The sequence below is a fragment of the Kitasatospora sp. NPDC058063 genome (assembly GCF_042885395.1).
GTDB classification, from domain to species: Bacteria; Actinomycetota; Actinomycetes; order Streptomycetales; family Streptomycetaceae; genus Kitasatospora; species Kitasatospora lactacystinica.
The window spans coordinates 502,395-525,449 of sequence record NZ_JBHVSD010000001.1 but is presented as its reverse complement, the minus strand read 5'-3'; the positions used below and the strand labels follow the sequence as shown (position 1 = coordinate 525,449).

Below are 23,055 nucleotides of genomic sequence, written 5' to 3'. Positions count from 1 at the left end.
GTACACCGAGCACCAGTGCGCCGAACACCGGCACACCGAGCACCAGTGCGCCCGGTGCCGGCCGACCGGCACGGCCCGTTCAGTTCACGATCGTCGGCGACAGCGCGGTGAACCAGAGCAGGACGAAGGTCGCGACCGACATGATCGGCACCAGCACCTTGGTCTCGACGCTGTTGCCGCTGCGCTTGATCAGCACGACCTCGTAGCGCTCCTTGTGCGGCCAGAGCAGCGGTGCGCCCTTCTTGGTCAGGCAGTCGCCGAGCAGGTGCGCCAGCGTGCCCAGCGCCACCGCGTACGGCAGCCAGCCGGGCGAGTTGGGCATCCAGGTGTTCATCCCGAAGGTGCCGAGCGCGGCCAGGCCGATGACGGTGATCCAGGCCTCCGGTCCGTCGCCCGGCGGGCAGAGCCGCAGGGCCCGGATCGCGAGCGCCAGCAGGAAGAAGGTCAGTCCGAGGGTGAAGTTGCGCCCCAGGTAGGTGACCCCGGCCCAGGTGCCGGCGCCCATCAGCGCGACGAACAGCAGCGAGTGGGTGGCGTGCCGGTGGCCGCCGGAGATCCAGGCCACGAAGCGGCAGAGCACCTTGGAGACGGGGCCGAGGAAGTTGGCGATCGAGCCGTCGTGGTGGTCGAGGTCCGGCAGCAGGGCCGCGCCCGCGCACAGCACCGTGCCCATCAGTATGTCCGCCGGCTGCAGGGTGGTGTGCAGGAGCAGCGGGGGCAGGAAGGGAGCCGAGGCCGCGTACAGCATCGCCCCGCTCACCGCGTGCGAGTGACCCATCATCGGACTGCCACGACCTCTCGTCGGGCCCACGCCGGGACGGCGCCCGGTTGAGCCGAACGGGTGAGCGCGGCCGAGGCTACCAGGGCTGCCTGACGGGGCGACGGATATCGGACGGACCGGCCCGGCGCGCCCTCCAGGCCACAGCCCGACCCCAGCCCCAACCCGACCTCACCCCAGCCCCAACCCCACTCCGGCCCCGCCCCTCGCCGGCCCCGCCCCCGCCGGCACCCGTCAGAGCGCGCACCCCTGGGTGTCCGCCCGGACGGTCGCGGCGCCGCCCTGCTCGACGTCCTCGCGCACCTCGGCCGCGGTCAGCACGTAGCCGGTGTCCGCGCTGTCCAGCGACTTGGCGAAGACCACGCCGTACACCTCGCCGTCCGGGGTGAGCAGCGGGCCGCCGCTGTTGCCCTGGCGGACCACCGAGCGCACCGAGTAGACGTCGCGGACCACCTGGCCGCGGTGGTAGATGTCCGGGCCGTTGGCCTGGATCCGGCCGCGGATGCGGGCCGGCTGGACGTTGAAGGCCCCGTTCTCCGGGAAGCCCGCCACGATCGCGCTGTCGTTGGTCTTCGCCTCGCCGGCGAAGGTCAGTGCGGGCGCGTTCAGCTTGGGCACGTCCAGGACGGCGATGTCGCGCTGCCAGTCGTAGCGGACCACCGTCGCGTCGTACAGCTGGCCGACCCCGCCGATCTGCACGGTGGGCTCGTTGACCCCGCCGACCACGTGGGCGTTGGTCATCACCCGGTGCGGGGCGAAGACGAAGCCGCTGCCCTCCAGGGTCTTGCCGCAGGAGGTCGCCGTGCCGACCACCTTGACCAGGCTCTGCCGGGCCCGCGTCACCGCCGGGCTGTTGGCCAGCGCGGGGTCGGGGGTGTCGACCTGGGTGATCGGCTCGTGCTCGAAGGGGTTGAAGACCTGCGGGAAGCCGTTGCGGGCGAGCACCTTGGAGAAGTCCGAGAACCAGTTCGGCGCGTCGCCGGGCAGCGCGTTCTGCACCCCGCCGAGGACCGCCGAGGAGCGCACCTGCTTGGAGACCGTCGGCAGCGACGCCCCGGCCAGCGCCGAACCGATCAGCCAGGCCACCAGCAGCATCGAGACGACGTTCACCACCGCGCCGCCGCTCGCGTCCAGCACCCGGGCCGGGCGGCGCCCGATGTGTCCGCGCAGCTTCCAGCCGAAGTGTGCGGTGATCGCCTGGCCGATCGCGGCGAGGACGATCACCACCACGACGGCCACCACCGAGGCCGTGGTGCCCGGGCCGATGTGGTCGAGCACCAGCAGCGGCAGCAGCTCGACGGCGAGCAGGCCGCCGCCGAGGAAGCCGACCAACGAGAGCACGCCGACCACGAAGCCCTGCCGATAGCCCGACACGGCGAATGCCACGGCCGCGGCGATCAGCAGCACATCCAGGACGTTCACTCGGACACCCTCCCACGGTCCGCGCGCCGCACGCGCCGACGTCCGGTCACGAAGCGTCGGCGTCGCCGCCCGGCAGCACCCGGGAGTGTTCGAGGTCTCCCTGGACCAGGGCCAGCGCGTCGTCCGAGAGATCGACGATCCGGGACGGATCCCAGGGCAGCTCCAGGCCGCCGTGGTGCAGCACCCGGTCGATCACCCCGGCGGTGAAGCCCCAGACCAGCCGCCCGGCGACCGCGAAGGCCGGCCCGATGTGCCCCGACGGGTGGCGCAGCCGTACCCGGTTCGCCGGGTCGGCCAGCTCCGTGATCGTGACCCGGAACACCGCGCCGGTCTCGGCCGCGTCCACCGGGCGCACCGGCGTCTCCTCGCGCCACCAGCCGAGCACCGGGGTCACCACGAAGCTGCTCACCGGGATGTACAGCCGGGGCAGCTCCGCGAACACCTGCACCCCGGCCGGGTCCAGGCCGGTCTCCTCCCAGGCTTCGCGCAGCGCCGCCGCGATCGGGCCCGGGCCGTTCGGGTCGCCGTCCTCCGGGTCCAGCACGCCGCCGGGGAAGGACGGCTGGCCGGCGTGCGAGCGCAACGAGCGGGCCCGCTCGATCAGCAGCAGGTCCGGACCTTCCGGTCCCTCGCCGAACAGCATCAGCACGGCCGCCGGCCGGCCGCCCTCGGCCGGTGGCAGGAAGCGGCTCAGCTGTTCCGGCAGCACCCGCTCGGCCGCCTCCCGGACCGGTTCCAGCCAGCCCGGCAGCCCGTCCGGCTCGATGCCCCGGGCGACTCCCCCGGCCTCCGGCCCGGGGTGGCCCCACCGCCCGCTCATGCGTCCACCGCCAGGTCCGCGACGTGCCCGTGGTGGTCGGCGGCGTCCGCGCGGGCGGCCGCCTCGCCGGGGAAGTCGGCCGGCGGCCGCAGCCGCTGCCCGGGCCGGCCGCCCATCTCGTACTTCAACAGCTTGCGTGCCTTCTCCGGGTCGGTCTCCCCCTCGCCGTACGAGGGGCAGAGCGGCGCGATCGGGCAGGCGCCGCAGGCGGGCTTCTGGGAGTGGCAGATCCGGCGGCCGTGGAAGACCACCCGGTGCGAGAGCATCGTCCACTCCGACTTCGGGAAGATCTCGGCGACGGCCGCCTCGACCTTCACCGGGTCCTCCTCGGTGGTCCAGCCGAACCGCCGGACCAGCCGCCCGAAGTGGGTGTCCACCGTGATGCCGGGGACCCCGAAGGCGTTGCCGAGGACGACGTTGGCGGTCTTGCGGCCGACGCCGGGCAGGGTCACCAGGTCGGCCAGCCGGCCGGGGACCTCGCCGCCGAACTCGTCGCGCAGCGCTATCGAGAGGCCCAGGAGCGACTTCGCCTTGTTCCGGAAGAAGCCGGTCGGGCGGATGATCTCCTCCAGCTCCTCCGGGTTCGCCGCCGCCATGTCCTCCGGCGTCGGGTACTTCGCGAACAGCGCCGGAGTGGTCTGGTTCACCCGCAGGTCGGTGGTCTGCGCCGACAGCACGGTGGCCACCAGCAGTTGGAACGGGTTCTCGAAGTCCAGCTCCGGATGCGCGTACGGGTACAGCTCCGCCAGCTCGCGGTTGATCCGCCGGGCCCGCCGCACCATCGCCAGGCGCGATTCCGGCTTCCTCGGCTTCACCGCCGCCTTCTTCGCTACCGGCTCCTGCGCCGCGGCCTTCCGGACCTTGCTCTCTGCCATGCACGAAGGCTACGCCGACCGGCGGACCGCTCGCGGCCGATCAAGCACGGAAACCGGCCCTGGCAAGGCCTGTTGTCTAATGAAGTCCGCCCGTGGCCGTCACCTGACAGGGGGAGAGTACGGATGATCAGAGTCCTGCTGGCAGAGGACATGAGCATGGTGCGCGGCGCGCTGGTGGCCCTCCTCGCGTACGAGGAGGACCTGGAGGTCGTCGCCGACGTGGAGCGCGGGGACCTGGTGGTGCCGACCGCCCTGGAGGTGCGCCCGGACGTCGCGGTGCTCGACATCGACCTGCCCGGACTGGACGGGCTGCGGGCGGCGGCCGAACTGCACGAGAAGCTCCCCGGGTGCCGGACGCTGGTCCTCACCGGACTGGTGCGACCCGCCCACCTGCGCGCCGCGTTCTCCGCCCGCGCGCTCGGCTTCCTCGGGAAGGACGCCCCGGCGCAGGAACTGGCGGCGGCGATCCGCAAGGTGGCCGCCGGCGAGCGCGTCGTCGACCCGGAGCTGGCGCTGGCCGCCCTGGACACCCGGGAGAACCCGCTGACGCCCCGGGAGTCGGAGGTCCTGCGGCTCGCGGCGCAGGGGGACTCCGCCACCGAGATCGCCGGCCGGCTGTTCATCTCCACGGGCACCGCGCGCAACCACCTGGCAGCCGCGGTGGCCAAGACCGGGGGCCGCGGCCGGGTCGACGCGATCCGGATCGCCGAGGAGATGGGCTGGCTGTCGACGGCGTAGCCCCCGGCACTCCCCGCGTCCCGCGCCCCGCGCCCCGCGCGCCCCGAGCCGCGCGCTTTCGGCGACCGGCGCCCCAACACCCCGGCAGGACGGCCCCGCCGGATCGACGGACCGTGCGTTTCGCATGGATCCGCCCGTGGACGGCCCACGGACCGCCTCAACCAGGCCTCCCTTCGCCGACGAACCGAAATCCGGCCGATGCCCCCGGAGCTAGGCTCGCGATGTCATCGAGGGCGAACCACCGGGGGGTCGAGCCGCGTGTTGAAGCTGGCCTGGCGAACGGTGCGGGCCCGGAAGGCGGGCTTCGCCGGCGCCTTCACCGCGCTCGTCTGCGCCCTGGTCCTGACCGTCGCCTGCGGGGTCCTGCTGGAGTCCGCCCTGCGCGCGGGCACCCCCACCGAGCGCTACGCCGGGGCCCCGGTGGTGGTCGGCGACAGCACCCGCATCCCGGACGCCGGACCGCTGACCGCGGAACTCGCCCGGCTGCCCGGCGTCACGGCCGCCGTCCCGGAGGTCTCCTTCCCGGCCGCCGTGGTCACCGCCTCCGGGCAGGTCCTCACCGGGCCGCAGGGCGGCCCCTCGCTCGGGCACTCCTGGACGAGCGCCGCCCTCACCCCGTTCCGGCTGACCGCCGGCCGCGCCCCGACCGGGCCGGACGAGGTGGTCCTCGACACCGCGACGGCCGCCCGCGCCGGGGTCACGGTCGGCGACACCGTACGGCTGGCCACCACCGAGGCGCCCCGCGGCTACACCGTGACCGGACTGGCCGCGGCACCGCAGGAGTTGGCCCGTCAGAGCGCGCTCTTCCTCAGCCCCGGGCAGGCCGCCCGGCTCGCCGGGACGGCGGCCGGCGCGGACGCGATCGGGCTCACCGTGCGGGAGGGGACCGACCTGCGGGCACCGGCCGAGCAGGCCCGGCAGGTGCTCGCCGCGGCACGGGACCGCGCCGGCGCGCCGGACTGGTCCGGACCCCGGGTGCACACCGGCGACGAGCGGGGCGAGCTGGAGTTCTCCGGCGCTCCCGGGCCCGGCGACGGCCTCTCCTCGCTGGCCGGGACGACGGGCGTGCTGTCGCTGTTCGTCGCGGCCTTCGTGGTCGCGGGGGCGCTCGCGCTCTCCGTCCAGCAGCGGCTGCGCGAGATGGCCCTGCTGCGGGCGGTCGGCGCCACCACCGGACAGGTGCGGCGGATGATCGCCCTGGAGACGCTGGTGCTGACCCTCGCGGCCGCGGTCGTCGGCCTCCCCGCCGGGACCGGCCTCGCCGCGCTGCTGCGGGGCGAACTGGTCGACCGCGGGGTGGTCGGCTCGGACGTGCCGCTGCACATCGGGCCGACCGCCCCGCTGATCGTCCTCGGCGGCGTCGTCGTCACCGCGCAGCTGGCCGTCGCGGCCGCCGCGCGCCGGGCCTCCCGGGTCGAGCCCACCCGGGCGCTGCGCGACGCCTCGGCTCCGCCGCCCGGCATCGGCCGGATCCGGACCGGGCTCGGGCTCGTGACGCTCGCCGGGTCCGGCGCGGTGCTGGCCGACTCGACCGACGGCCACCGCGGGGCGGGGACGGCCGAGAGCATGGTGCTGGTGCTGCTGCTCGGGGTGGCCCTGCTCGGACCGCTGATCGGCCGGGTCGCCAGCGTGGCGATCGGCGGGCCGGTGGGCCGGCTCTTCCCGGCGGCCGGCTTCCTCGCCTCGGCCGCGCTGCGGGCCCAGCCGCGCCGCTTCGCCGCCGCCGTCACCCCGCTGGTGCTGGCGGTGGCCTTCACCGGCACGGTGCTGTTCGTCCCGGTGGTCAAGGCCCGGGCCACCGCGGCCGAGGACGGCCGACGGCTGCTGGCCGACCACGTGGTCCAGGCCGTCGGGATCGGCCTGCCGCCGGAATTCGCCGCCGCAGTACGACGGTTGCCGGGCGTCGCGGCGGCCGACGGCACGGTCTCCACGACCGTCCGGGCCTCCGCCGGGGACGCCGACGAGTACGGGCTGAACGCCCGGATCGTCGAGCCGCGGGGGCTGGCGGAGCTGGTCGACCCGGGGGTGACGGCCGGCTCGCTGGACGGGCTGCGCGACGCGGACATCGCGCTGGGGCAGCGGACGGCCGCCGCGCTCAAGGCCGGCGTCGGCACCACCGTCCGGATCGAATGGCCCGACGGCACCGGCAGCACCGCGACGGTGGCCGCCGTGTACGACCGCGACGCGCGGTTCGCGGACGCCCTGCTGCCCGCCCCCTTCGCCGCCGCCCACGCCCCGGACCCGCTCACGCCGACCGTCCTGGTCCGTTCCGCCCCCGGAACCGACCCGCGGCAGGTCGGCCGGGAACTCCACGACCTCACCGCGGCCTACCCGATGGCCCGGGTCGGCGACCGGGCCGAGTACGACGCGGCCCGCCGGCAGCGGCAGGAGTCCGCCACCGCGGTCGGACGGCTGCTGCTCGGCATGATCGGCCTGTTCACCGCGATCGCCGTGGTCAACACCCTGGTGATGGCCACCGGCGAGCGGCGGCGCGAGTTCGCGCTGCTGCGGCTGGTGGGCACCACGCGGCCGCAGGTGCTGCGGATGGCGGCCTGGGAGGGCGGGATCACGGTCGCGGTGGCCCTCGCCCTCGGTACGGCGGTCACCGCCGCCGTCCTGGTCCCGGTCAGCCTGGCGCTCACCGGGACGGCCTGGCCCGCGCCGCCCGGGAGTTGGGTGGCCGCGGTGCTGGGCGGGGCGGCGCTGCTGGGGATGGGCACCGTCCTGCTGACCACCCGGCTGGCGCTGCGCCGGAAGCCGATCGAGACGATGGGGGCGCGCGAGTAGCGGCCCGGCGCCCGGTCAGGCGGCGCGGGCGGCTTCCCGGGCGGGCTCGGCCTCGACGACGGCCGTGAGGTGGAACCAGCCCGCTCCGTCCCGCTCGGCGGTCAGCCGGCCGCCGACGGCCCGCAGCCGCACGGTGAGGTTCCCGATGCCGTGGCCGCCGCCCTCCGATCCGGGCCCGCCGCCCTCCTCGCGCGGTGCGCCGCCCGGTTCGGGCGGCACGCCGTCGTTGGAGACCACCAGGCGCACCGCGCCGAACTCGTCCCGGCCGGCCCGGATCCCGCAGCGCCGGGCCGCGCTGTGCCGCAGCAGATTGGTGACCGCCTCACGCAGCACGGTGGCCAGCACCGCGTCGAGTTCGGGCCGCAGCCCCTCGCAGTCCAGTTCGACCTCGACCCCGATCCCGGCCGACCGCAGCGCCGAGACCGCCGAACGCGCCTCCCGCGCCAGGGACATCCCGAGGTCGCCACTGGGGAGCCGGCGGGCGTCCGCCATCGCCTGCCGCACCAGTGCCAGCACCTCGGCGATCTCCGCGCGGGCGCGTTCCGGCTCCTCCGCGGCCAGCCGTTCGGCGAGCTGGCACTTCAGCGCCGCCACCGAGAGGCTGGAGCCGAGCAGGTCGTGCAGGTCGCGCGCGAAACGCAGCCGCTCCCGGTCCACCGCGAGCTCGGCCAGCTCGGTCCGGGCCGCCCTCAACTCGGCTGTCAGATCGGCGAGTCGGGCCACCCCGTAGACCACGATGCCGCCCACGGCGGTGGACACCGACGCGTTGACGCACTGGCCGGGGTTCCCGCCCAGCGCCGCGCAGAGCGGGTACTGGGCGGCCACCAGTACGACGAACAGAACCCAGGAACGCGGCAGTGCGACGGTCAGCAGCACCGAACCGGCGAACGACCCGGGGATGCCGACCCACGCCCCGTCGAAGAGCAGGAACGGCAGGTAGGTGAGCACCCCGTGGACGACCAGGCTCCACGGCCACCAGCGCCGCGCCAGACGCCACGGACCGGCGTGTCCGATCTGCAGGCCGAGCAGGACCAGCAGCAGTGCGACGGCGGGCAGTTGGTAGGCCAGGCCGTCGTGGTTGCGGACCGTGGCCACCACCGAGGCGGCGCAGAAGCCGACGGCGACCATGGCCACGATGCCCCGGGTGAGCCGCGCGAGCGGGTCGCCGGAGCTGCCAAAGCCGCCGGAGCCGCCGGTGCTGCCGGGGCTGCCGAATCCGCCGGCGTGCTTCGGACGGGAGCGATCGGCGTCGGTTCGGTCCGCGCTGTGGCCCAAGGGGAACTCCCGGTAGACGGCTCGACACACCGCGCGCCCAGCGGGAGCCCGCCGCGCACCCGGCGCCCCCGTACGCCCGCACCACGAGCATAGTTTCCCGCCGGAGCACCACCGTTGACGCTCCGCCACGGTTCGCCGGCTCAGGCCGGGGTGCGGCCGATCGTCCCCTCAAGGCTGTTCAGCAGGCCGCTGAGGGCCTCGGCGAGCCGGTCCTGCTCGGCGGGGGTGAGTCCGGCCAGCAGGGCGCGGTCGTAGGCGACGAGCTCCTGGATCAGACCGTCCACCAGCGTCCGGCCCTCCTCGGTGAGCGCGAGGTGGGCGACCCGGCGGTCCCGGTCGTCGGTGCGGCGGCTGACCAGGCCGCGCTCCTCCAGCAGCCGCAGTCGCTTGGTGACGGCGGCCCCGGAGGCGAAGCTCTCCCGGGCCAGCTGGGTGGGGGTCAGCTCGCGGTCGAGGCGGCGCAGGGCGCCGAGGATGTCGAACTCGGCGCGGGTGAGGCCGGCCCGGGTGAGCGGGTCGGGGGTCTGCTGGAGCAGCGCGGCGCAGCGGTTGATCCGGCCGAGGACGGCGATCGGAGCGGTGTCCAGCCCCGGGTAGGCCCGCTCCCACTGGCGCAGCACACCTGCGACGACGTCCTCCACGTGTGCTGCTCCCGTTCTGCGGCCTGCCGTTCGGCTTCGATCCTAGGCCGTGCCGGTCGCGGCCCCGGCCGTGCCGGTCGCGGCGCCGGCCGTGCCGGTCGCGGCCCGGGCCGTGTCCGGCAGGGCCGGGCCGGGATCGGACAGGCCGCCGCGGCCGCGGTGTTCCAGCAGCGCGGCCAGCAGGTGGTGGGCCTGCTGCTCGGTGGCGGTGGCGCGCTGGTGCGGGAGGGCGGGCCGGCGCCACTCGCCGGCGGCGGTGTCGGTGGCCTCGCGCAGTTCCAGCAGGGCCGCGGCGAGGCCGGTGCGGGCGGCGAGGGCGTCCGGGGTGCTCGCGGCGAGGGCGCCCGCGACGGCCCGGACGCCCGGGGCGGGCGCGACGGGCAAGGCGAGCGAGGAGGGCGCGACGGGCAAGGCGGCGCGGACGGCGGCCGACGCGCGGTGGCCGGCCGCTTCCGCTCCGGCGAGCGCGCGGGTCAGCCGGGCGGCGGTGCGGCGGTTGGTGACCAGCAGGCAGGCCGTGAGGCCGGCAAGCGCCCCGACGCAGGTGTCCAGCCAGCGGTCGGCGATCAGCGCCCCGGCCGGCTGCGGGCCCGCGAACTCCGTCATCAGCAGCGCCATCGGGGTCACGAAGACCGTCGCCAGCCAATAGCTGCGGGCGATCGTCGCCTCCGCCCCGAACTGGCAGACCAGTCCGAGCCCGATCAGCGCCACCGGGCCGGTGTGCGCGACGGGCAGCGCGGCGGTGAACAGCAGCAGGCCGAGCAGGTTGCCCAGCACCCGCTGCAGCGCGCGCTGCCAGGACAGCGTGCTGTTGGCCTGGAACACGGAGGCCGCGGTGACCACCGCCCAGTACGGCCGGCCGACGCCGAGCGCCAGCGAGATCCACCCGGCACCGGCGCAGCCGACGGCGACCCGCAGCGCGATCGGCAGCAGCGCCGAGCCGGGCCGCAGCGCCCGCCGGAGCGGCGGCCGGGGACCGGAACAGCGGGCGGAAGGCTCGGCCGCCTCCGCCTCGGTGAGGTCGAGCGTCGGCAGCGGGCGGCCGCGCCGCAGGTCGCGGGCCAGGTCGAGGTACCGCGCGGCGTCCTCGGGCCGGGCCGGTCCGGCCAGTGCTGCCTCCGCGCGCACCAGCAGCCGCTCGGGCGCGTCGCCGAGGGCGCGCCGCCGGGACGGGGTGGAGAGCGCGAGGCTCTGCCAGGCCGTCTCGACCGCGCCGACCAGGGCGGTTCGGGCGGCGGCGTCCGGCTCCGGCCGGTCGGGCCCGGTCCGCAGCAGCCGGGCGGCGGCCTCCAGGGCGCGGGCGGTGGCGATCCGCTCGGGCCCGTACGGGCGCACCAGGGCCGGGGCCATGCAGACCAGCCAGGCCAGCGCGGCGCCGAGCGCGGTGAGCGCCAGGTGCGGCGGGACCTCGGCGAGCCGTTGCGGGAGGAAGGCGCAGCTGGCGGAGGTGAAAGTGATGATCAGACTGCCGGGCGGGCCGATCCGGGCGGCGTCGCAGAACAGCTTGTGCAGGGCGGCGAGCACCGCCGCCACCGCGACCAGGACGGCGGCGTCGCGGGTCAGTGCGGCGGCGGTGAGGGCGGCGCCGGTGCTGAGTACGGTGCCGAGCAGCACGCCGGCCAGCGTCCGGGCCCGGGCCCGGTAGGGCAGGCCGTGCCCGTACAGCGCGCCCAGGCCGCCGGCCGAGGTGTAGAGGGCCAGGTCGAGCCGGCCGAGGCCGAGCAGGGTGAGGTTGAGCGCGCCGAGGGTGACCACGGCGCTGAGCGCGGGCTTGTGCCAGCCGTCCCCGGCCGGACCGACCCGAAGTGCCTGGCGGAACTGGGCGGTTGTGACCATGCAAAAAAGGTTAGCAGGTAATTTACCCGTGAAACATATGCGCTCGGACACCTCCCCACAGGGGTCCGGAGGGTCCGGAAGAAAATTTCGGCCGGAGCGATGAGTTCTGCGGCGAACCCCGGTCTACCTCCACGACCGACTCGTACGACAGTAAGGAACACCCATGAACACCGTGGTCTCCACCGACGGCACCGTCCTCGCGTGCTCCGTCACCGGATCCGGCCCCGCCGTCGTCCTGGTCGACGGCGCGCTGTGCCACCGCGGCATGGGGCCGAGCGCCTCGATCGCCGAACAGCTGGCGGCGCGGCACACCGTGTGGACCTACGACCGGCGCGGTCGCGGCGACAGCGGGGACACCCCGCCCTTCGCGGTGGAGCGCGAGATCGAGGACCTGGCCGCCGTCATCGCGGCGGCGGGCGGCTCGGCCCACGTCCTCGCCCACTCCTCCGGCGCCGCACTCGCGCTGCGGGCCGCCGCCGCGGGTACCGGCATCACCCGACTCGCCGTCTACGAGCCGCCGTTCAGCGCCGGGGAGGCGCAGAGCGAGCGCTTCCGCCAGTACGTCGCCGAGCTGACGGCGGCGCTCGCCGAGGGGCGCCGCGGGGACGCGGTCGCGGCCCTCATGGTCTACGCCGGATCGCCGGCGGAGATGGTGGACGGGATGCGCGGCGCGCCGGTGTGGCCGCTGTTCGAGGCGGTCGCCCCGACCCTGGCGTACGACGCGGCGGCGCTCGGCGACCGGACCGGCGCGGTCGTCCCGGTCGACCTGCTGGCCACGATCGCCGTGCCGACCCTGGTCCTGGACGGCGGCGCCAGCCCGGAGACGCTGCGGGCCCCGGCCCGCGCGGTGGCGGCGGCCGTGCCGGACGCCGAGTACCGGACGCTGGACGGCCAGACCCACGAGGTGTCCGCCGAGGTGCTGGCGCCGGAACTGCTGAAGTTCTACGCCTGACGCGCGGCCCGGGGGCACCGTCCGGTCTTCCGACGATCCCCGGCGTCGCATCTCCGGCGCGCACCCACCCGACGGACAAGCAACGACGGACAACCAACGACGAACGACCAACGAGGAAGCATGGACGAGGACTTCAAGGACATCCCCACCACCACCCTGGCCGACGTCCTGGGCCGCGCCCAGGTCATGGACGCCGGCCTGCGCCCGCTGTGGACGGGCATGCCCCGGGTGGCCGGACCGGCCTTCACCGTGCGGTGCCCGCCCGGCGACAACCTGATGCTGCACGCGGCGATCCACCGGGCCGGGCCGGGCTCGGTGATCGTGGTGGAGTCCGGCGACCTGGACCACGCGCTGGCCGGCGGCAACGTCTGCGCGGTGGCGCAGCGCCGGGGCGTGGCGGCCTTCGTGGCCGACGGCCTGATCCGGGACCTCGCCGAGGTGCGGGAGCTGGCCTTCCCGGTCTTCGCCCGCGGGGTGATCCCGATCCCCGGGGCGAAGGAGCGGCTGGGCACCCACGGCGCCCCGGTGACCTGCGCCGGGGTGTCGGTGGCGGCCGGCGACATCGTGGTGGCCGACGAGGAGGGCGTCGTGGTGGTGCCCGCCGCCGAGCGGGCGCGGGTCCTGGAGGCGGCCCGGGCGAAGCTGGCCAAGGAGGCGGCCGAGACCCTGGACGACTGGGAGGCCGCGCACCGCGCCCGGATCGACCGGGCCCTCGCCGAGCTGGGCTTCACCGGCTGATCGCCCGGCTCCGGTACGGTCCGCCCGGACCCTGAGCCGGGCGGACCGGGGGCCGACCGGGGGCGGACCGAGGGGCTCCGCCGGCGCTCGTCGCCGGGCGGTCCGGCGGCGGGACACGCCCGCACGACGGGGTCCGTTTCCCTGTTCGAATCGAATGGACAAAGGTTCGATCGGTGGCCTCCCCCAGGCTCCCGTCACCGGGTCCGGCCGGTGACCCCCCGGTACGAATGGCCCCGCACGGCGCACCTCGGCACACCCCCTCCTCATATGATCGGAGCGACATGCGCCATGCTTGGTGATGCAGAACACTGAACGGAACTTGCGCCGGACGGCCCACCCGCCGTACGGCCGAGAAGGAGGAAGCACGTGGACGACGTTCTGCGGCGCGCCGCACTCTTCGCGGCACTCGACGACGAACAGGCCGGCGAGCTGCGCGCTTCCATGACCGAGGTCACCCTCGCCCGTGGGGAGTCGCTGTTCCACGAGGGCGACCCGGGCGACCGGCTGTACGTCGTGGCGGAGGGCAAGGTCAAGCTGCACCGCGCCTCGCCGGACGGCCGCGAGAACATGCTGGCCGTGCTCGGCCCCAGCGAGATGATCGGCGAGCTGTCGCTGTTCGACCCGGGTCCGCGCACCGCGACCGCCAGCGCGCTGACCGAGGTCAAGCTGCTGGGTCTCGGCCACGGCGACCTCCAGCCCTGGCTGCACGCCCGCCCCGAGGTCTCCATCGCGCTGCTGCGGGCCATCGCCCGCCGCCTGCGCCGCACCAACGACGTGATGTCCGACCTGGTCTTCTCCGACGTGCCCGGCCGCGTCGCCAAGGCCCTGCTGGACCTCTCCCGCCGGTTCGGCGTGCAGTCCGAGGAGGGCATCCACGTCGCCCACGACCTCACCCAGGAGGAGCTGGCCCAGCTGGTCGGCGCCTCCCGCGAGACGGTCAACAAGGCGCTCGCCGACTTCGCCGGCCGCGGCTGGCTGAAGCTGGAGGCCCGCGCGGTGGTGCTGCTGGACGTCGAGCGGCTGTCGCGCCGCTCGCGCTGACGCCGGTGAAACGCCGCTGACGCCCGCGAACGCGGAGGGGCCCGTCCGATCCGGACGGGCCCCTCCGCGTTCACTCCCGCGGTTCCCGCGGTCGGGGGATCACTCGGCGCCCGGGATCAGCCCGTGGTCCTCCAGGTAGTCCAGCTGGGCCCGCACCGACAGCTCGGCGGCCGGCCACAGCGCCCGGTCCACATCGGAGTAGACCCGGGCCACCACCTCGGGCGCGGTCCGGCAGCCCGCCTCGACCGCGGTCTCCACCTGGGCGAGCCGGGTGGCCCGGTGGGCCAGGTAGAAGTCGACGGCGCCCAGCGCGTCCCCGAGCACCGGGCCGTGGCCGGGCAGCACCGTGCGCACGCCGTGGTCGGAGGCCATGGTGTGCAGCCGGCGCAGCGAGTCCAGGTAGTCGCCCAGCCGGCCGTCGGGGTGCGCGACCATCGTGGTGCCGCGGCCGAGCACGGTGTCGCCGGTGAGCACCGCGCCGTCGTCCGGCAGGTGGAAGGTCAGCGAGTCCGAGGTGTGCCCCGGGGTGGCCACCACCCGCAGGTCGAGGCCGCCGACGTCCAGGCGCTGGCCGCCCACCAGGCCCTCCGAGCCCAGCCGGTGCGCCGGGTCCAGGGCCCGCACCTCGGAGCCGGTCAGCTCGGCGAAGCGGGCCGCGCCCTCGGAGTGGTCGGCGTGGCCGTGGGTGAGCAGGGTCAGCGCGATCCGCTTGCCCCGCTCCCGCGCGAGGTCGACCACCCGGCGCAGGTGGCCCTCGTGCAGCGGGCCCGGGTCGATCACCACCGCGAGGTCCGAGCCGGGCTCGGAGAGCAGCCAGGTGTTGGTGCCGTCCAGCGTCATCGGCGACGGGTTCGGTGCCAGCACGCACAGCGCCCGAGGGGTGGCCTCGCCGCCGACGGCGGCGGCGGGGTCGCCCGGCAGGAGTCCGCTCACCGGCCGCCTCCGCCGTCTCGGTGCAGGGCCCGCAGCGGCAGTGCCCGGACGAGGGCGCGCTGCGCCACCTCGACGAACGGGACCTGGCTCTCGCAGGCGGGGTTACGGGGAGTCAGACGGCGGGCGGGCATCTCGGGCGCCGTCCGGCGAGCCACGTCGTTGTGGGTCATCGGGCGTCGGTCCTCTCTCTGCGTCGGTACGGGAAGGTCGCGTCCTGCGGGGTGTACGACCCGCAGCCGGTACGGGGCCCGGGTGGCCCCACCGGTGGAACGGTCAGGAGCCCTCGGGGAACTCCCCGTCGATGGTCAGTTCCTGGTAGCCGGGCCAGCGGACCGTCAGGCGGTCGCCGCGGATCTCGGCCCGGCCCAGGACCGGCGTCAGCGGGCGGTCGGCGGCCGCGGCCAGTGCCTCGGCCGCGGTCCGGACCGAGGACAGCTCGCGCAGCACCGTCACGGTCGGCGGCAGCATGCCGAACCGGCCCTCCCGGTGGCCGCGCACCGCCTCGGCGGGGGTCAGCCAGGCGACCCGGTCGGCCTCGCCGACCTCCAGGGCCGCGCGCTGGCCGGCCGGCAGCGCGGCGACGAAGAACCAGGTGTCGTAGCGCCGTTCCTCGAACTCGGGGGTGATCCAGCGGGCCCAGCCGCCCAGCAGGTCGCTGCGCAGCACCAGGCCGTGGTCGCGGAGGAACTCGGCGAAGGACAGCTCGTGCGCCTCCAGCGCGGCCCGCTCGGCGGACCAGTCGCGCGGCGCGGCGACGCTGTCGGCGTCCGGGCCGGCCAGCAGCACGCCGGCCTCCTCGAAGGTCTCCCGGACGGCCGCGCAGACCACCGCCCGCGCCGTCCGGGCGTCCACCCCGAGCCGTCGCGCCCATTCCCCGGGCGTCGGCCCGGCCCAGCCCGGCTCGACCTCGGCGTCCCGCGGGTCCACCCCGCCGCCGGGGTAGGCGTACATCCCGGCCGCGAAGGCCATCGAGGTGCGCCTGCGCAGCAGGTAGGCCTCCGGCCCCCCGGCGGCGTCGCGCAGCAGCACGACGGTCGCGGCGGGCCTGGGAACCGGCGGGGTCACCGCGCCGGATGCGACCGCCCGGATCCGGGCGGGCCAGCCGGGCGGCATCGGGAGCGTCGTCGCTCGATGGTCCATGCCCGGATGCTAGGGCGTGCCCGGCGATTCCCGCCAGGCTCACGGATCGATCGGACACACTCCGGCCACACGGGGGCGGGGCCGGACAGTCCCGGCCCCGCCCCCGCGATCACGTTCAGACGGTCTTGACGCGCACCACGAGCTCGACCTCGACCGGGGCGTCCAGCGGCAGTACCGCGACGCCGACGGCGCTGCGGGCGTGCACGCCCGCGTCGCCCAGCACCTTGCCGAGCAGCTCGCTGGCGCCGTTGACGACGGCCGGGACACCGATGAAGTCGGGGGCGGCGGCGACGAAGCCGACGACCTTGACGACCCGCTCGATCCGGTCGAGGTCGCCGATCACGGACTTCACGGCGGCCAGGGCGTTCAGCCCGCAGATCTGCGCGAGGTCCTTGGCCTCCTCCGGGGAGACCTCGGCACCGACCTTGCCGGTGGTCGGCAGCTTGCCGCCGACGACCGGGAGCTGGCCGGAGGTGAACACGAGGTCGCCGGAGTGCACGGCCGGCACGTAGGCGGCGACCGGGGCGGCCACCGGAGGCAGGGTCAGGCCCAGCTCGGCGAGCTTCTCCTCGACCTTGCTCATGCGTTCTTCTCCCGCTTGAAGTAGGCCACCAGCTGCTCCGGGTTCGGGCCGGGCACGACCTGGACGAGCTCCCAGCCGTCCTCGCCGAAGTTGTCCAGGATCTGCTTGGTGGCGTGCACCAGCAGGGGCGCCGTCATGTATTCCCACTTGGTCATGGCCAGACTCTAGACGAGCCGTCGCGGTGATCCGCTCCGACGGCCGCGAGGCGTGTGAGGTGGGGCACAAAGAGGGCATGATCCGGCCTGACGGCCCAGGTGCTCCGGGCATCCGGTGCGCTCCCTGGTTACCCTCGCGAGAGGGCACCCTGGTGAAGGGCACCCCCGTCGGGAGGGGACCCTGGTGAGGGGCACCCTCGTCAGGAGGGGACGCCCGTAGGACGGAGACGGACGGAGACGGAGCGTGGCACGCACCCCCGGCCAGGCGGCCCGGCGCGACCCCGACTGGGAGGGCGTCCGGCTGCACGTGGTCAGCGGCAAGGGCGGCACCGGGAAGACCACGCTGGCCGCGGCGCTGGCCCTGGCGCTCGCCGCCGACGGCGGACGGGTGCTGCTGATCGAGGTCGAGGGCCGGCAGGGCATCGCCGAGCTGTTCGGGATCGCCGCGCTGCCGTACGAGGAGCGCCGGATCGCCTCGGTCTCCCGCGCCCAGCTGGGGCTGGCCGCCGGTGGGGGCGGGCCCGGCGAGGTCTTCGCGCTGGCGATCGACACCGAGCTGGCGCTGCTGGAGTACCTGGAGATGTTCTACAAGCTCGGCCGGGCCGGGAAGGCGCTCCAGAAGGTCGGCTTCGTCGACTTCGCCACCACCATCGCGCCCGGTGTGCGGGACGTCCTGCTCACCGGCAAGGCCTGCGAGGCGACCAGGCGCAAGGACCCGGACGGCCGGCGGCGCTACGACGCGGTGGTCATGGACGCCCCGCCGACCGGGCGGCTGACCAGGTTCCTGAACGTCAACGCGGAGGTCGCCGGGCTGGCCCGGATCGGCCCGATACACACCCAGGCGCAGGCCGTGATGCGGGTGCTGAAGTCGCCGGAGACCGCGGTGCACCTGGTCACCCTGCTGGAGGAGATGCCGGTGCAGGAGACGGTCGACGGCATCGGGGAGCTGCGCGAGGCCAAGCTCCCGGTGGGCGGGGTGATGGTCAACATGGTCCGGCCGCCGGTGCTGGACGCGGCGGCGGTGGCCGCGGTGGACGGGGACCACCGCGAGGAGGTCGCCGTGGCGCTCGGCGAGGCCGGACTCGGCGGCCGCACGCGCGCCGCGGAGAAGGTCCGGGCGGCGGTGGAGCCGCTGATCGACCCCCTGCTGGCGCAGGCCAGGGAGCACGCCGAGCGGGTCGAGCTGGAGCGCGCGCAGCGCGCCGACATCCAGCAGCTGCGGCTCCCGACGTACGAACTGCCGCTGCTGGGCGAGGGCGTGGACCTCGGCGGGCTGTACCGGCTGGCGGGCGAACTGAAGCGGCAGGGGGCGGCATGACCTCGAACAGCGGGGTGCGGAGCACCGGGCGGCGACTCGCGGTGGACGAGCTGATCGACGACCCGAAGACCAGGATCATCGTCTGCTGCGGCTCCGGCGGCGTCGGCAAGACCACCACCGCCGCGGCGCTCGGCCTGCGGGCGGCCGAGCGCGGCCGCAAGGTCGTGGTGCTGACCATCGACCCGGCCCGCCGGCTCGCCCAGTCGATGGGCCTGACCGAACTCGACAACACCCCCCGGGTGGTCAAGGGGGTCACCGGCGACGGCGAGCTCCAGGCCATGATGCTGGACATGAAGCGGACCTTCGACGAGGTCGTGCTGGCCCACGCCGAGCCCGAGCGGGCCAAGGCGATCATGGAGAACCCCTTCTACCAGTCCCTGTCGGCCGGCTTCGCGGGCACGCAGGAGTACATGGCGATGGAGAAGCTCGGTCAGCTGCGCGCCGCCGAGGAGTGGGACCTGATCGTCGTGGACACCCCGCCGTCCCGCTCGGCGCTGGACTTCCTGGACGCGCCCAACCGGCTCGGGTCCTTCCTGGACGGCCGGGTGATCCGGATCCTCACCGCCCCGGCCAAGGTCGGCGGACGCAGCGCGATGCGCTTCCTGAACGTCGGGATGGGACTGCTCACCGGCACCCTGGGCAAGATCTTCGGTGCTCAGCTGCTGACCGACGTGCAGACCTTCGTCAGCGCGATGGACTCGATGTTCGGCGGCTTCCGGGAGCGCGCGGACCGCACGTACCAGCTGCTCAAGGCGCCGGGCACGGCGTTCCTGGTGGTGGCCGCGCCGGAGCGGGACGCGCTGCGCGAGGCGGCGTACTTCGTGGACCGGCTGGCCGCGGACCGAATGCCGCTGGCCGGGCTGGTGCTCAACCGGGTGCACGACACGGGGGCACCGCAGCTCACCGCGGAGCGGGCGCTGGCGGCCGCCGAGGCCCTGGAGGAGAACGGCTCGGAGCACGCCTCGCCCGCTGCGGAACTGCTCGCGGCCGGGCTGCTGCGACTGCACGCCGAGCGGATGCAGATCATGGGGCGCGAACGCCGCACCCGCGACCGCTTCGTCTCGGTGTACCCGGACGTGCCGATCGTGGAGGTGCCGGCGCTGCCGGGCGACGTGCACGACCTGGACGGGCTCCGGGCCATCGGGGACCGGCTCAACGGCGCGGTGTAGCCCGCGCCCGGGGGCCGACCGGCCCGGACCGCGCGGTGCGGCCGGGCTCAGCCCGCCTGGGCGTAGTCCGTCAGTATCACTCCGGTCGCGAGGGACTCCTCGTACTCGGTGCGTGCCGTCTCCAGCAGCCTCCGCCACGAGATGACGGTCGGGCGTCGGCGCAGCAGCGCACGGCGCTCGCGCTCCGTCATCCCTCCCCACACCCCGAACTCCACCCGGTTGTCCAGGGCGTCCGCGAGGCACTCCGTCCGGACGGGGCAGCCGCTGCACACCGCCTTCGCGCGGTTCTGCGCCGCCCCCTGGACGAACAGTTCGTCCGGATCACTCGTGCGGCAGGCGGCCTGCGCACTCCAGTCGTCAACCCAGCCCATGCCGGCGCCGTCCTCTCCCGTTTCGAGGCTCCCCCACGGCGGCAACGGCATATTCACCGTTGCCAGTTGAGGACGTTACGGAAGAACGACAGCTTGCAACAGCCCCTTCGGGCTCAATCTCGAATGACCCGATTGGACTATGGGTATCGATCAGCTCACTCGTTGGAGTGATCGCAGGTCGCACGCCTTGCCAAAAGCGGAGCCCGCACTCTCGCCACAGGAGTCACCACGGAGCGTGACTGAACACACGGGTACAGCAGGCCGCAGCTGCCTCAAAACCCGGCCATCACGGGGCATTTCGGGCAAGTCTCCTCGCCCACAAGAGTGAGCGATGTTGACGCACCGAAGCTGTCGCAAGCTTGTGACAAGCCTAGGCGAACGCCTGCCGCTGTGTGCGGGAATCCGCGACGTAGGGTTCTCCCCATGGCACCGAAGCGCCCACAGGCACCCCAGCCCCCAGGCAACACCGGAGCTCCGCGCGGCAGGACCGGCGGATCACCGTTGGAGCACGCCGGCAACGGCGTGAAGTTCCTGGGCGTCAGCGTGCTCTCCGGAGTCCTGCTGGCCGGTCTCGCCCTGCCCGCCGTCGGCGCCATCGGGCTGACCGCCAAGGACACGGCGGAGAGCTTCGACAACATCCCGGACGACTTCAAGACCCCGCCGCTCACCCAGGCCACCCAGATCTTCGACGCCAAGGGCGGGCTGATCGCCAAGGTCTACGAGCGCGACCGCACGGTTCTGACCGCCGATCAGATGTCGCAGTTCATGCGCCACGCCCAGGTGGACATCGAGGACGCCCGCTTCTACGAGCACGGCGCCGTCGACCTCAAGGGCATCCTCCGGGCGGTCAGCAAGAACGCGGAGAGCGGCACCGCCTCCCAGGGCGCCTCCACCCTGACCCAGCAGTACGTGAAGAACGTCAACGTGGAGAAGGCCGGCGACGACCAGGCGGCCGTCCTGGAGGCCCAGCGCAAGACCCTGGGCCGCAAGATCCAGGAGCTCAAGGTCGCCATCAAGCTGGAGGAGGACCTGTCCAAGGACCAGATCCTCACCAACTACCTCAACATCACCTTCTACGGCCACCAGGCCTACGGGGTCGAGGCCGCCTCCCAGCGCTACTTCAGCAAGAGCAACAAGGACCTGACCGTCGCCGAGGCCGCCACCCTGGCCGGCATGGTGCAGAACCCGTCGTCCTACGACCCGGTGCGCTACCCCGAGAACACGGTCAAGCGCCGCAACGTCGTGATCGACAAGATGCTGGAGAACAAGCACATCACCGCCGACCAGGCGAAGGAGGCGAAGGCCGCCCCGCTGGGCCTGAAGTACAAGGACCCGCAGAACGGCTGCATCACCGCCCAGGCCGGCATGGGCTTCTTCTGCGACTACGTCCGCCACGTGGTCAAGCAGGACCCGGCCTTCGGCAAGAACGCCGACGAGCGCAAGAAGGTGTGGAACACCGGCGGCCTGAACATCTACACCACGCTGGACCCGGACAAGCAGGCCGCCGCGCAGAACGCCGTCACCAAGAAGGTCAACGTGACCGACACGGTGTCGGCCGCCGCGACCATGATGGAGCCGGGCAGCGGCAAGATCCTGGCGATGGCCCAGACCCGCCCGTACGGCCTGGACCCGAACAAGAACCAGACCGTCGTCAACCTCAACGTGGACGCCGCGATGGGCGGCGGCAACGGCTTCCAGACCGGTTCGACCTTCAAGCCGATCCTGGCCACGGCCGCGCTGGAGTCGGGCATGTCGAACACCCAGGCGTTCCCGTCCGAGAACAAGATCGAGTACCCGCAGATGTCCACCTGCTCGGGCACCTGGAAGAACACCGTCAAGCCCAAGGAGACGGTGAAGAACGAGCAGGACAGCGAGGTCGGGCCGTACCAGCTGAAGGAGGCCATGGCCCGCTCGGTCAACACCTACTTCGTGCAGATGGAGCAGCAGGTCGGCCTCTGCGCGATGAAGCAGATGGCGAACAAGCTGGGCATCACCCAGTCCGCCAAGGGCGACGCCTTCCAGGAGGTGCCCTCGATGGTCCTCGGCACCCTGGAGCTCTCCCCGCTGACCATGGCGAACGTCTACGCGACCTTCGCCGCCCGCGGCAAGTACTGCACCCCGATCGCGATCAACAAGATCACCACGGTGGACGGCAAGGACATCCCGGTCCCGCAGTCCCAGTGCAGCCAGGCCTTCTCCGAGCAGACCGCGGACTCGCTCAACGCCGTCCTGCTCAACGTGACCGAGAAGGGCACCGCGGCCGCCCTGACCATGGACGACGGCCGCAAGATCGCCGGCAAGACCGGTACCACCGACGAGAAGAAGGCCGCCTGGTTCAGCGGCTACACCCCGTCGCTGGCCGCCGCGGTCTGGCTCGGCGGCCCGGCCGGCGGCGTCAAGATGAAGAACATCACCATCGGCGGCAAGTACTACCCCGAGGTGTTCGGCGCCGACGGCCCCGGCCCGATCTGGGCGATGGCGATGAACCAGGCGCTCAAGGGAACGCCGCTGGAGCCGATCCAGACCGCCAACATCCCGGACCCGCTGCCGGCCACTCCCCCGGCGGGCGCCACCGCACCGGCCACCGACCCGAACGCCCCGCAGCCCGGCGGCAACCCCCCGCCGCCGCAGCAGGGCGGCAACCCCGGTCAGCCCGGCGGCCAGCCCGGTGGGCTCCCCGGTGGACTGCCCGGCGGCTTCCCCGGCGGATTCACCTTCCCGCCCTTCCCCGGCAACGGGAACGGGAACGGCGGCCGGCACGGCGGCGGCAACGGGAACGGCTGATCCGTCCCGGGCCGCGAACGGCCGGCACGGCGAAGGGGCGCCCTCCAGTGCGGAGGGCGCCCCTTCGGCGTTGTCGCCGGGCGGCGCATCGCCGGGCGGCGCATGACCGAGGCGGGGCGTCACCGGGGCGGCGCGTCACCTGGGGGCGTCACCTGTCCCGTCACCTGTCCCGTCACCTGGGCGACGGGACAGGACCGGCGGACCGGCGGACCGGCGCCCACTGGGGCGTCCGGCACCCGGCTCAGGCCAGGGCGGCCTTCACGGCCGCGGCGACCCGGCCGCCCTCGGCCAGGCCGTCGACCTTGGGCTTCACCAGCTTCATGACGGCGCCCATCCCCTGCGGGCCGCTCGCACCGCTCTCGGCCACGGCGGCCGCCACGATCGCGGCCAGTTCCTCGTCGGAGAGCTGCTTGGGCAGGTAGGTCGCCAGCACCTCGCCCTCGGCCCGCTCCCGGGCCGCCTGCTCCGTCCGGCCCGCCGTGTCGAAGGCCTCGGCCGCCTCCCGGCGCTTCTTCGCCTCGCGGCCGATCACCTTCAGCACATCGGCGTCGGACAGCTCGCGCTTCTGCTTGCCCGCCACCTCCTCGCTGGTGACGGCGGCGAGCGTGAGCCGGATGGTGGACGCGCGCAGCTCGTCCCGGTCCTTGATGGCAGCCGTGAGGTTCTCGTGCAGCTGCTCCTTGAGCGTTGTCATTTCCT

At 74.3% G+C, this 23,055-nt stretch carries 22 protein-coding genes; 8 read left to right on the top strand and 14 right to left on the bottom strand.

From position 1 onward, the window contains the following. Positions 1-79: 79 nt before the first annotated feature. The 4 genes from ACFVUY_RS02440 to nth form a co-directional block, all read right to left on the bottom strand. Positions 80-781: a metal-dependent hydrolase gene (locus ACFVUY_RS02440; protein WP_359901991.1), complete on the bottom strand. Its 702-nt coding sequence runs from the start codon at positions 779-781 to the stop codon at positions 80-82. Positions 782-1,012: 231 nt separating this feature from the next. Beyond that, positions 1,013-2,200 carry a MarP family serine protease gene (locus ACFVUY_RS02435; protein WP_387688946.1) on the bottom strand — a complete coding sequence of 396 codons (1,188 nt, stop codon included), beginning with the start codon at positions 2,198-2,200 and terminating at the stop codon, positions 1,013-1,015. Positions 2,201-2,246: 46 nt separating this feature from the next. Beyond that, positions 2,247-3,020 (bottom strand): NUDIX hydrolase, encoded by a 774-nt coding sequence (locus ACFVUY_RS02430; RefSeq protein ID WP_387688944.1) that lies wholly within the window; start codon positions 3,018-3,020, stop codon positions 2,247-2,249. Next, positions 3,017-3,895 carry an endonuclease III gene (gene nth / locus ACFVUY_RS02425; RefSeq protein ID WP_387726821.1) on the bottom strand — a complete coding sequence of 293 codons (879 nt, stop codon included), beginning with the start codon at positions 3,893-3,895 and terminating at the stop codon, positions 3,017-3,019. The genes ACFVUY_RS02430 and nth overlap by 4 nt, the downstream gene beginning before the upstream one ends. A 123-nt stretch (positions 3,896-4,018) precedes the next feature. On the opposite strand from nth, the gene ACFVUY_RS02420 reads away from it, so the two are divergent. Beyond that, positions 4,019-4,633 carry a response regulator gene (locus tag ACFVUY_RS02420; RefSeq protein WP_387726819.1) on the top strand — a complete coding sequence of 205 codons (615 nt, stop codon included), beginning with the start codon at positions 4,019-4,021 and terminating at the stop codon, positions 4,631-4,633. Between the two features lie 258 nt (positions 4,634-4,891). Beyond that, on the top strand, positions 4,892-7,420 hold the full coding sequence (locus ACFVUY_RS02415) for an FtsX-like permease family protein (protein ID WP_387726817.1): 2,529 nt from the start codon (positions 4,892-4,894) through the stop codon (positions 7,418-7,420). Positions 7,421-7,435: 15 nt separating this feature from the next. Here the strand turns inward: ACFVUY_RS02415 and ACFVUY_RS02410 are convergent, their stop codons facing one another. The 3 genes from ACFVUY_RS02410 to ACFVUY_RS02400 form a co-directional block, all read right to left on the bottom strand. Beyond that, the gene (locus ACFVUY_RS02410) at positions 7,436-8,695 is read right to left on the bottom strand and encodes a sensor histidine kinase (protein WP_387726815.1); all 1,260 of its coding nucleotides are present in this window, start codon (positions 8,693-8,695) and stop codon (positions 7,436-7,438) included. Between the two features lie 140 nt (positions 8,696-8,835). Further along, positions 8,836-9,336, bottom strand: coding sequence for a MarR family winged helix-turn-helix transcriptional regulator (locus ACFVUY_RS02405; protein ID WP_387688936.1), 501 nt, complete (start codon positions 9,334-9,336; stop codon positions 8,836-8,838). 42 nt (positions 9,337-9,378) lie between these two features. Next, positions 9,379-11,172, bottom strand: coding sequence for an FUSC family protein (locus tag ACFVUY_RS02400; RefSeq protein WP_387726813.1), 1,794 nt, complete (start codon positions 11,170-11,172; stop codon positions 9,379-9,381). A 163-nt stretch (positions 11,173-11,335) separates the two neighbouring features. On the opposite strand from ACFVUY_RS02400, the gene ACFVUY_RS02395 reads away from it, so the two are divergent. The 3 genes from ACFVUY_RS02395 (at position 11,336) to ACFVUY_RS02385 (ending at position 13,903) form a co-directional block, all read left to right on the top strand. Then, on the top strand, positions 11,336-12,124 hold the full coding sequence (locus ACFVUY_RS02395) for an alpha/beta fold hydrolase (RefSeq protein WP_387726811.1): 789 nt from the start codon (positions 11,336-11,338) through the stop codon (positions 12,122-12,124). 120 nt (positions 12,125-12,244) lie between these two features. After that, a complete protein-coding gene (locus tag ACFVUY_RS02390; RefSeq protein ID WP_387726809.1) occupies positions 12,245-12,862 on the top strand; it encodes an RraA family protein in 618 nt (205 codons plus the stop codon). 366 nt (positions 12,863-13,228) lie between these two features. Beyond that, positions 13,229-13,903, top strand: a complete 675-nt coding sequence (locus ACFVUY_RS02385; RefSeq protein WP_030288117.1) for a Crp/Fnr family transcriptional regulator — start codon at positions 13,229-13,231, stop codon at positions 13,901-13,903. A gap of 99 nt (positions 13,904-14,002) precedes the next feature. Here ACFVUY_RS02385 and ACFVUY_RS02380 read toward each other — a convergent pair whose 3' ends face one another. The 5 genes from ACFVUY_RS02380 to ACFVUY_RS02360 form a co-directional block, all read right to left on the bottom strand. Further along, positions 14,003-14,836 carry an MBL fold metallo-hydrolase gene (locus tag ACFVUY_RS02380; protein WP_387688928.1) on the bottom strand — a complete coding sequence of 278 codons (834 nt, stop codon included), beginning with the start codon at positions 14,834-14,836 and terminating at the stop codon, positions 14,003-14,005. Beyond that, complete coding sequence (locus ACFVUY_RS02375; RefSeq protein WP_387726807.1) at positions 14,833-15,006, bottom strand: hypothetical protein; 174 nt, start codon at positions 15,004-15,006, stop codon at positions 14,833-14,835. The genes ACFVUY_RS02380 and ACFVUY_RS02375 overlap by 4 nt, the downstream gene beginning before the upstream one ends. A 103-nt stretch (positions 15,007-15,109) precedes the next feature. Continuing rightward, positions 15,110-15,976: an NUDIX hydrolase gene (locus ACFVUY_RS02370; RefSeq protein WP_387726805.1), complete on the bottom strand. Its 867-nt coding sequence runs from the start codon at positions 15,974-15,976 to the stop codon at positions 15,110-15,112. Positions 15,977-16,091: 115 nt separating this feature from the next. Continuing rightward, positions 16,092-16,559, bottom strand: coding sequence for a RidA family protein (locus ACFVUY_RS02365; RefSeq protein WP_380541469.1), 468 nt, complete (start codon positions 16,557-16,559; stop codon positions 16,092-16,094). Next, positions 16,556-16,714: a DUF4177 domain-containing protein gene (locus ACFVUY_RS02360; RefSeq protein WP_094743074.1), complete on the bottom strand. Its 159-nt coding sequence runs from the start codon at positions 16,712-16,714 to the stop codon at positions 16,556-16,558. The genes ACFVUY_RS02365 and ACFVUY_RS02360 overlap by 4 nt, the downstream gene beginning before the upstream one ends. Positions 16,715-16,958: 244 nt before the next feature. Between ACFVUY_RS02360 and ACFVUY_RS02355 the strand changes: the two genes are divergently transcribed. Then, positions 16,959-18,032, top strand: a complete 1,074-nt coding sequence (locus tag ACFVUY_RS02355; RefSeq protein ID WP_359905701.1) for an ArsA-related P-loop ATPase — start codon at positions 16,959-16,961, stop codon at positions 18,030-18,032. Continuing rightward, positions 18,029-19,201: an ArsA family ATPase gene (locus ACFVUY_RS02350; RefSeq protein WP_359905699.1), complete on the top strand. Its 1,173-nt coding sequence runs from the start codon at positions 18,029-18,031 to the stop codon at positions 19,199-19,201. Before ACFVUY_RS02355 ends, ACFVUY_RS02350 begins: the two co-directional genes overlap by 4 nt. 47 nt (positions 19,202-19,248) lie before the next feature. Here the strand turns inward: ACFVUY_RS02350 and ACFVUY_RS02345 are convergent, their stop codons facing one another. Beyond that, entirely contained in the window at positions 19,249-19,572 is a 324-nt protein-coding gene (locus ACFVUY_RS02345; protein ID WP_030240986.1) for a WhiB family transcriptional regulator, read from the bottom strand. Positions 19,573-19,995: 423 nt separating this feature from the next. Here ACFVUY_RS02345 and ACFVUY_RS02340 point away from each other — a divergent pair, with 423 nt between their 5' ends. Next, positions 19,996-22,356 (top strand): transglycosylase domain-containing protein, encoded by a 2,361-nt coding sequence (locus ACFVUY_RS02340; RefSeq protein ID WP_387726803.1) that lies wholly within the window; start codon positions 19,996-19,998, stop codon positions 22,354-22,356. Positions 22,357-22,597: 241 nt separating this feature from the next. Here the strand turns inward: ACFVUY_RS02340 and ACFVUY_RS02335 are convergent, their stop codons facing one another. Further along, a complete protein-coding gene (locus tag ACFVUY_RS02335) occupies positions 22,598-23,050 on the bottom strand; it encodes a GatB/YqeY domain-containing protein (RefSeq protein WP_359905693.1) in 453 nt (150 codons plus the stop codon). Between the last annotated feature and the right edge of the window lie 5 nt (positions 23,051-23,055).